We start from the raw sequence: 8,309 nt of genomic DNA, 5'->3' as shown, positions 1-8,309 counted from the left end.
TTGAAGCACATTGCCAATCTTACTGATGAACGACTATGGATTCTACAGTTTCTTGGTGCGCCTTGCAGAAAATATTATCTTCTCAACTGATAGACCTACGGAATGTGGGTTAGAAGCGCGGAAGCAAGGTGATGACGGCAAAGGCTTTTTAGCTCCTTACTTGGCAAATAAATATATGCTGGGTCAAGGACAGGATGGTTGGCAACGTGTACAGCAAGCTTATAAAGGACGAGATCGCACTAAGTACTTTGCTGATTTACGTAAATTTTTACGCGAAACTGGATATATTAAGTAAAATTCCAAATTACTCCTTTAATCTTCCACTCTTCCACTTCCCCTCTCCCAATTCACGTCGCGCCACTTCTAAAATCAGGCGTTTTTCAGCACGAGCGATCGCCTGATATGTTCGCGCCACTGCTTCCGGTTCAACAGAAATAGAAGTAATGCCCCATTGCACCAACTTATCAATGATTTCTGGATAGATGGCTGGTGCTTGACCGCAGATTGAACAAGGTATACCCGCACTTTGGGCCATTTGGATGAGTTGGGCGATCGCACCCATTACCGCCGGCTGACGTTCATCAAATACTTTTGCTAGTTGTCCATGCTCCCGATCCACTCCCAGCAATAATTGTGTCAGGTCATTTGTCCCAATGGAAATCCCGGCTACACCTGCTTTGACATATTCTGGGAGTAAAAATAGTACGCTGGGCACTTCTGCCATCATCCACAGTTGAAACTGGGACACTTCGTTTAACCCTGCTTGCTCAACTTTGCGGCGACAAAAGACAAACTCTTCCACAGTCCGAACAAAAGGCAATAGTAAATGGATATTGCTGTAGCCAGCTTGCTGTACAGTCGCTAAAGCCTTCAATTCCAACTCAAACACTGCGGGATTTCGTAAATAGCTAAAAGTGCCACGTTCACCCAACATTGACTGCGGTGAAAATTGCATATCATCACTCAATGATGGTAAATCCTGCGATCGCCAATCTAAAGAACGATAAAAAACAGGTCTTGGTGCAAAAGCACGAGCAAACTGCATAATCTGCTCCGACCAGCGTTCTAATAATTCTATCTGACGCCCGCTTAAAACCCAACTATTGGGATGTTGCCCCTCTAATATGGTTAATATCATCAACTCTGAACGCAACAATCCTACCCCATCTACAGGCAAGTTTTGCACTTGCTCTATCAAGTTGGACTGGCTCAAATTAACCAGCAATTGTGTAGCATTCATGGATGAGTAAGGAGTAATCGGATGGAGAGATGGAGGAGCGGGGGAATAAGGGAAAAGAAAATTTTCTTCCCCTCTTTCCTTCTCCCCTTCTCCCCTTCTCCCCTTCTCCCTCTGTCCCCCTCTTCCCATTTCCCCATTTCCGTCTCCTCTAATCCGATAAACTTCTCCCCTGTCGCCATCTACTAGTAGTCGTTCGCCAGTTTTAATTAGAGTTGTGGCAGATGTCGCGCTCACTACTGCTACAAGGCCCAATTCTCTGGCCAGAATCGCAGCGTGACTGGTTAATCCTCCTTGTTCGGTAATAATACCAGCAACTTGTTGAAGTAACGGTAGCCAATCAGGTGTAATAGTTGGTATTATTAAAATTACTCCCTTGGGTAGTTGTTCTGGTTTTTTTTGTGAATTGATTATCACATGGGCAGTCGCCATAATACGTCCTCCTGCCGCTCCTAATCCCTTGATGAAGTGCATATTGGGAATTACAGATTGGGGAGCAAGAACTTGTGTAATGTAAAGCTTGGTATTTGGGGTTTCCTGAGCGATAGTCCACTTAATGGTAAACTCTTTACCTAGCTCACTCGCTAATTGATTCCCCAGAGCAATTACTTGTTGCAAGTATTCTTCTTGTAAAGCGTATTGTTTTTGTTGGAATTCTTCAAGTAGGTAGGCAACTAGACAAGTGTGATCTGGTGTTAACACTGACTTCTGTACGTGCTGCGAAACAGTTAGTGGTGTCTCATTATCAACACGATAAGCTAGCATTTTATTGCCTAGATGTTGCTCTAGTACAACCCCAGTTTCCTTTTGAATATAGTAGACATCTGGTAATACTTCGCCGTGGGCGATCGCAATTCCTAATCCCCAAGTAGCTTTAATTTCCCATCCAGAGGAGTTAGCGTTAAATACGCCACTGGCGATCGCATTTTCAACAGGTTGTACCAACACCGCTAAATTAATTTGTTGCAAATTAATTCCTGTCCTCTGCCAATATAGGAGACTTCTGGCACGAAATAGCTGGCTCCAAGTACGCTTTAATGCAAGGGCAATATCTTCGTGATCACAATGACAAAATACTGACTCCAACAACCCAGATACATTCGCCTTAACCTGGGTAGTTGTTGATACAGCCAGAGTGGGTCGAAAAATCAAACAGCCAGTAGGCCATTCTCTAGCCGCTTTGAAAATTGCACTTACCCACTGTGGTGGCACATTCGCAGTGATAATTTCCTGACGCAAGCGACCAGCCACCTGCTGAAGTTGACGCCAATTGGCTACATCCAAGTGCAACGAAGAATAAGGTAAGTCAGCAATTAATGACTCGGAACTGTTGAGATTTTCGAGAAATTGTCGCAAAATTTCTGCTGAAACTACAAAACCACGCACTACCGGATAGCCACGCTGCATCACTCTGCTCAAGTAAAATGCTTTGTCACCGACTTCGGCGCGGTCTTGTAGTTTAATTTGGTCAAGCCAATAAAGTTTGTCCACTCAATTTGTTAGTTGTCAGTTGTCAGTTTGTAGCCACAGCCATTGCCTCCTGGTAAATTGTCAGCCATAAATCCACTGACTACTTACTAGGACGAGTTTCCAACATTTACGTTTAATTGTGCCAACTTAATTAGTGATTAATTGCTAGTTAAATGATGTCTCACTGTCATTTAACTCCTTTATCAACCAATTTTTTACTTCATTCACCTCCTTCCCTGTTATGAGTGGTTTAGTTGTTCGAGCAAGTTGTACATAGCAATATCGTATTTAACTATTGAGTGTATGATTAAAGTTAACCATTTGAGGTAAAATATTCTCGGTTAATCATTTTAAATAACTAAAAAACCTTTCAATAAAGTTAAAACTCTTGCTATCTAAGCATTAAAAGACTTTTGGCATAACTGATTACTTAAATATTTCTTGGCAAAAATAACGCCTTCGCTAGAAAAATTGAACAAATAGAGGAGGTTGATTGATACTTTAAAAAGTATTTTCCAATGGGATTAATCCAAAAGAGATATAGATTGTTTTAGTAAACTCCATAAACGGAAGGAATATTTTTACAGTATTTATTGAAATAGATTCCTATTTAACTTAAGATATTAATACCTATATTTAAATCAAGCATTGTCAAGTACTTTCTACCTTTCAAGTAATGATTGGCTAAATATTAGTTTTAGGCTGTGCATTGCGTTGCTTATCGGAGCAATTATCGGTTTAGAGCGCGAAGCTAGGCGTAAACCAGCTGGATTGAGAACTCATATCCTAGTAAGTCTTGGTTCAGCCGTTTTTACCGTTATACCTTTGCAAATAGATGGATTGCAATCTAGTCCTGATGCTCTAAGTCGTGTGATACAGGGTATTGCCGCTGGCGTGGGATTTCTTGGTGCTGGAGAAATTGTAAGCCATTCTTCTCAACAATCACATCAACTTGAAGTTAAAGGACTGACCTCAGCCGCGGCTATTTGGGTTTCAGCTGCTTTGGGAATAGCTGCTGGGTGTGGTTTGTGGCAGTTAGGATTAATTGGTGCTGTGCTAACTTTTTTGGTTCTCAACGTTTTTAAAAGATTAGAAAAACGTCAATAGTCAATCTTATAAACGAATAACAGAGAAGTCTGTAGCGAGATCCCGCAGGGTGCGTCGGCTTCTCTTTTTATTATTTGTAATTGGTGATTAATTAATGACTACTTTAGTGATATTTCTCCTGCCTTCACAAAAAGAATTTGTGAGGAATTTAACCACTGCGAATCAAAAGAACTTAAATGAGTGGTAGTAATCAGGGTTTGAAAGCGGTCTTGGATAGCATCAAGCAATTGATTTTGGCGGGATGGATCTAGTTCGGCGAGAACATCATCAAGTAATAGCAGTGGTGGCTCTTTGACGACTTCTTCAATTAGTTGTAATTCTGCTAATTTTAAGGCTAGAACCAGCGTTCTTTGCTGACCTTGAGAACCGTATTGACGTGCAGGTGTCTGGTTAATAGTTAATTCGACTTCGTCGCGATGGGGGCCAACAAGAGTAGTACCTTGGTGAAGCTCGGCAACAGCTCGTTGCTGGATTTTTTCTAAAAAAGCTTGCTGTACTTCTTCTGGATGATTATCCTCTAAAGGAATGCTGGGCGTGTACTTGATTTGCAAAACTTCTGTACTACCACTGATACTGGCGTGCCAAGCAGTAGCGATGGGAGCTAATCGCCGGATGGCGCGATCGCGTCGTCTAATGACTCGTGTTCCTGTGGTAGCTAACTGTGCATCCCACACGGCTAATTGTTCGGAGTGCTGAGTGCTGGGTGCTGAGTCTTGAGTTTTTTTTAAAAAAGCATTGCGCTGCCGCAATACCTGGTTATATTGCTGCAAAATGTAAGCATAAACTGGTTCTAGTTGAATTAAGAGAGTATCTAACCAGTTGCGGCGACCTTCCGGGCCACCGCGTACCAAATCTAAATCCAGGCTGGAAAACTGTACTGCATTGAGAACGCCAAGAAAATCCATTTGACGGCGTACAGATTCGCCATTAATTGCAACGCTACGGCGACCATTGCGGCGGAGAGTTAATGTCAGTTCACTAACACCCATTTGCCGTTCAAGAGTGGCATTAACTTGGGCTATGGCTTCCCCTTCTTTGACTAAATCGCGATCGCGTGCCATCCGGTGCGATCGCAATGTTGCCAGCAACTCTACCGCCTCCAACAAGTTAGACTTTCCCTGAGCGTTATTACCTACCAAAATTGTTTTGGCAGCAGCGAACTCAACCTTTTGCTCTTGGTAATTGCGAAACTGTCTCAGGTGTAGAGTTTTGAGGTACATAGTGGAGATTGGGTACTGGGGACTGGGGACTAGGGACTCTTAAGAAGGGAAAAAGGTGAGACCAGTGCTGCGGGAGGGTTAGCCCGACCCAAGCAACTGGCGTTAGCGATGTAGGAGCGTCACCCGAAGGGTTAAAGGGGAAAGGGGAAAGGGATGGTTTTTCCTTTTCCCCCTTACCCCTTACCCTTTCCCCCTTTCTCTTTCCCCAATACCCAATACCCCATCACACAGCCTTCTTGCCCATAAACCGCAAAAATAGCTTCTCCAATTCCACCCAAACAAACATCAAGGCACTGAAGCCGATACAAACCCCCAACTCCGTTGGACTTAGCCAGTGAGTGCCAAAGAAATTTCTCAGAGGTGGAACGTAAACTAGCATCAGCTGCAAAATTGTTGTTACAACAACAGCCGCCAATACAAAGATATTCGAGAAGGGATTCATTTCAATGGTTAGCCGGTTATTGGAACGAATGGCTATGGCATGACCCATTTGGGCAATACACAGCGTAGTAAATACCATTGTCTTCCAAGTATCGGGATTCCCCTGATACCCAGCTGCATGGGTATAGTTATAAGCCCACCACATCAAAGAAATGCTGATGATAGCAAAAATGATGCCAATGCGAATCATGTAAGAACCCAACCCCCTGGCAAAAATACTTTCGCGGGGACTAAAAGGCGGACGTTTCATGACATCTGGTTCTGGGGGCTCTACAGCTAAGGCGAGAGCTGGTAAACCATCTGTTACCAAGTTCATCCATAGAATTTGCAAGGGGGTTAGGGGAACGCCTCCCAAACCAATTAAAGGCGCAGCGGCGATCGTGAGCACTTCGCCGATGTTACTACCCAAGATGTACTTGATAAAGCGGCGGATATTAGTGTAAACAACTCTACCTTCCTTCGTAGCAGTGACAATGGTGGCAAAGTTGTCATCAAGCAATACCATGTCGCTGGCTTCTTTGCTCACATCTGTGCCGGTGATGCCCATTGCAATGCCAATGTCAGCTTGTTTGAGGGCTGGGGCATCGTTGACGCCATCACCTGTCATGGCTACAAATCTGCCTCGGCGTTGCAGCGCTTGGACAATTCGCAGTTTGTGTTCTGGAGCGACTCTTGCATAGATGCTCACTAGATCAACGTTTTGCTCTAGTTCTTGGTCACTCATTCGTTGCAATTCTTGACCTGTAAGGACGCGATCGCCTTCTTGGGCAATTCCTAGATCTGTAGCGATCGCTCTTGCTGTTAACTGGTGGTCGCCAGTAATCATGACTGGGCGAATACCTGCATCACGACACTCTTGTACTGCTGCTCTGACTTCGGGGCGTGGCGCATCTAACATTCCTACCAATCCCAGCCATACCAAGTTTTGCTCAGATGTTTCATCTGAACCTTCCGGTGGAACTTCCGCAAAGGGTTTGTAGGCAAAACCTAGTACTCGCAAGCCTTTACTTGCCATTTGGTCATTTTCTACCAGAATTTGCTGGCGTTGTTCATCGGTCAAGGGGGCTGATTGATTGCCCAGATGAACGAGAGTTGAGCGTCCCAAGATTAACTCTGGTGAACCTTTGGTAAACATTAAGTAACGTTCAGATTGTAAAAAGCTAGCGATCGCAGGGTCAACCGCAGTCAAAGGCGATCCACCTGACGCTACTTCCTCCACCTGAGAAATCACACTCATTCGCTTGCGTTCTGAGGAAAAGGGAAACTCTGCAACGCGGGGTAATTTACTGCTCCACTGGTCTTTTTCGATTCCAGCTTTTCCCGCCAGTGTTACTAATGCACCTTCTGTGGGATCTCCCAAAATCATCCATTGCCCATTGTTCTGTTGCAGTACAGAATCATTACAAACAGCACAAGCAACTAACAAAGCTGAAATTTCTGGATACTCATCTACGGGAATTTTTTGACCATCTAACTGAAAATCTCCTGTAGGAGCATAACCTTCTCCCGTGATACGAAAAGTCTTGTCATTGGTGAAAACTGATTGCACCACCATTTTATTTTGAGTCAGAGTGCCAGTTTTATCAGAGCAGATGGTGGTTACAGAACCCAATGTTTCCACCGCTGGCAATTTGCGAATCAAGGCATTCTGGCGCACCATTCGCTGAGTTCCCAGCGCCAGGGTGACGGTGATCACGGCAGGTAAACCTTCAGGTACTACAGCAACCGCCATACTCAAGGAAATTTCCAAGAGTTCTTGGATATTGCTAAAACCTCTTGCCTGGACAACACCAGCAGTCACAACGATCGCGACAAGAATCAACGAACCTGTAACTAGGACGTTCCCCAGTTGCGTCATTCGCTGCTGCAAGGGGGTAGGTTCACTTTCCACCGCCTGCAACATGGCAGCAATTTTGCCCAGTTCTGTTGTCATTCCAGTGTTAGTCACCAGAATCTTGGCTCGTCCTTGGACTACTTCAGTTCCTTGAAATACTAAATTAATGCGATCGCCTAAATCTGTTTCTTCGGGCAATTTTAAAGCTGCCTGTTTATTCACAGCTTCGGCTTCACCCGTCAGTGCTGACTCTCGCACTTGTAAATTAGACTGTTCGATCAAGCGTCCATCTGCGGCTATCTGCATCCCAGCTTCTAGCAGCATCACATCCCCTGGGACTAGTTCCTTAGCTGCTATCTCCACCAGTTTGCCGTCGCGCATGACTCGCACTAAGGGAGAGGTCAGCTTTTTCAGAGCTGCCAAGGCTTTTTCGGCACGGCTTTCTTGGACATAGCCGAGTATGCCATTGAGAATCACAATCGCCATAATCGCGATCGTGTCTTTAAATGGCACTTCGCCAGGCTTCAAGTCGCCTGCTCGCCAAGCCATGAGGTCTAAAAACCCGGAAATCAGAGCTACGCCAATCAGCATCAACAACATAATGTTCTTGAACTGATCGAGCAAAATTTCCCAAGTACTACGGCCAGCAGTTTCTTCTAGTTCATTGGGGCCGTATTTTTGCAACCTCTGTTGAATTTCTTGAGGTGTTAAGCCACTGTCTGCATTACTATCAAGCAGGTCTAGCGCTTTATCAACTTCTAAACTATGCCAAACGGCGGCACCTTCAGGCAGAGAATTAGCAGACATCGTGTACGTCACAGGAAATGGTTACAAAATTCGATCATAATTTAGTGATGCATGGAAAACCATCAACTAAAGTTACATTAAAGCCGTTACTGAGCTAAACGAGTATTGATTTAATTCTTAACATTTGCAAATTTGTCTACTTTTGACTTAGTGTTATTTCTCACGAAGGAGTTTTTCGGAACACATTGTACCG

Annotated in this window: 5 protein-coding genes; 2 read left to right on the top strand and 3 right to left on the bottom strand. The window is 44.3% G+C overall.

The genetic code is table 11. The features are described from left to right. Window positions 1-25 precede the first annotated feature (25 nt). On the top strand, window positions 26-295 hold the full coding sequence (locus HCR01_RS05305) for a hypothetical protein (RefSeq protein ID WP_193195233.1): 270 nt from the start codon (window positions 26-28) through the stop codon (window positions 293-295). Between the two features lie 9 nt (window positions 296-304). On the opposite strand, the gene HCR01_RS05300 is transcribed toward HCR01_RS05305, so the two are convergent. Next, window positions 305-2,728 carry a putative PEP-binding protein gene (locus HCR01_RS05300; RefSeq protein ID WP_193195154.1) on the bottom strand — a complete coding sequence of 808 codons (2,424 nt, stop codon included), beginning with the start codon at window positions 2,726-2,728 and terminating at the stop codon, window positions 305-307. 627 nt (window positions 2,729-3,355) lie between these two features. Here HCR01_RS05300 and HCR01_RS05295 point away from each other — a divergent pair. Next, complete coding sequence (locus HCR01_RS05295) at window positions 3,356-3,814, top strand: MgtC/SapB family protein (RefSeq protein ID WP_193195152.1); 459 nt, start codon at window positions 3,356-3,358, stop codon at window positions 3,812-3,814. A gap of 98 nt (window positions 3,815-3,912) precedes the next feature. Here the strand turns inward: HCR01_RS05295 and recF are convergent, their stop codons facing one another. Beyond that, a complete protein-coding gene (recF, locus tag HCR01_RS05290) occupies window positions 3,913-5,034 on the bottom strand; it encodes a DNA replication/repair protein RecF (protein WP_193195150.1) in 1,122 nt (373 codons plus the stop codon). A gap of 223 nt (window positions 5,035-5,257) precedes the next feature. Continuing rightward, window positions 5,258-8,116, bottom strand: coding sequence for a cation-translocating P-type ATPase (locus HCR01_RS05285; RefSeq protein ID WP_193195148.1), 2,859 nt, complete (start codon window positions 8,114-8,116; stop codon window positions 5,258-5,260). Window positions 8,117-8,309 lie beyond the last annotated feature (193 nt).

The sequence above is a fragment of the Nostoc sp. MG11 genome (assembly GCF_014904695.1).
Taxonomy (GTDB): Bacteria; Cyanobacteriota; Cyanobacteriia; order Cyanobacteriales; family Nostocaceae; genus Komarekiella.
Note: the sequence above shows the minus strand (reverse complement) of the source record. Positions and strands in the feature narration are given on the sequence as shown.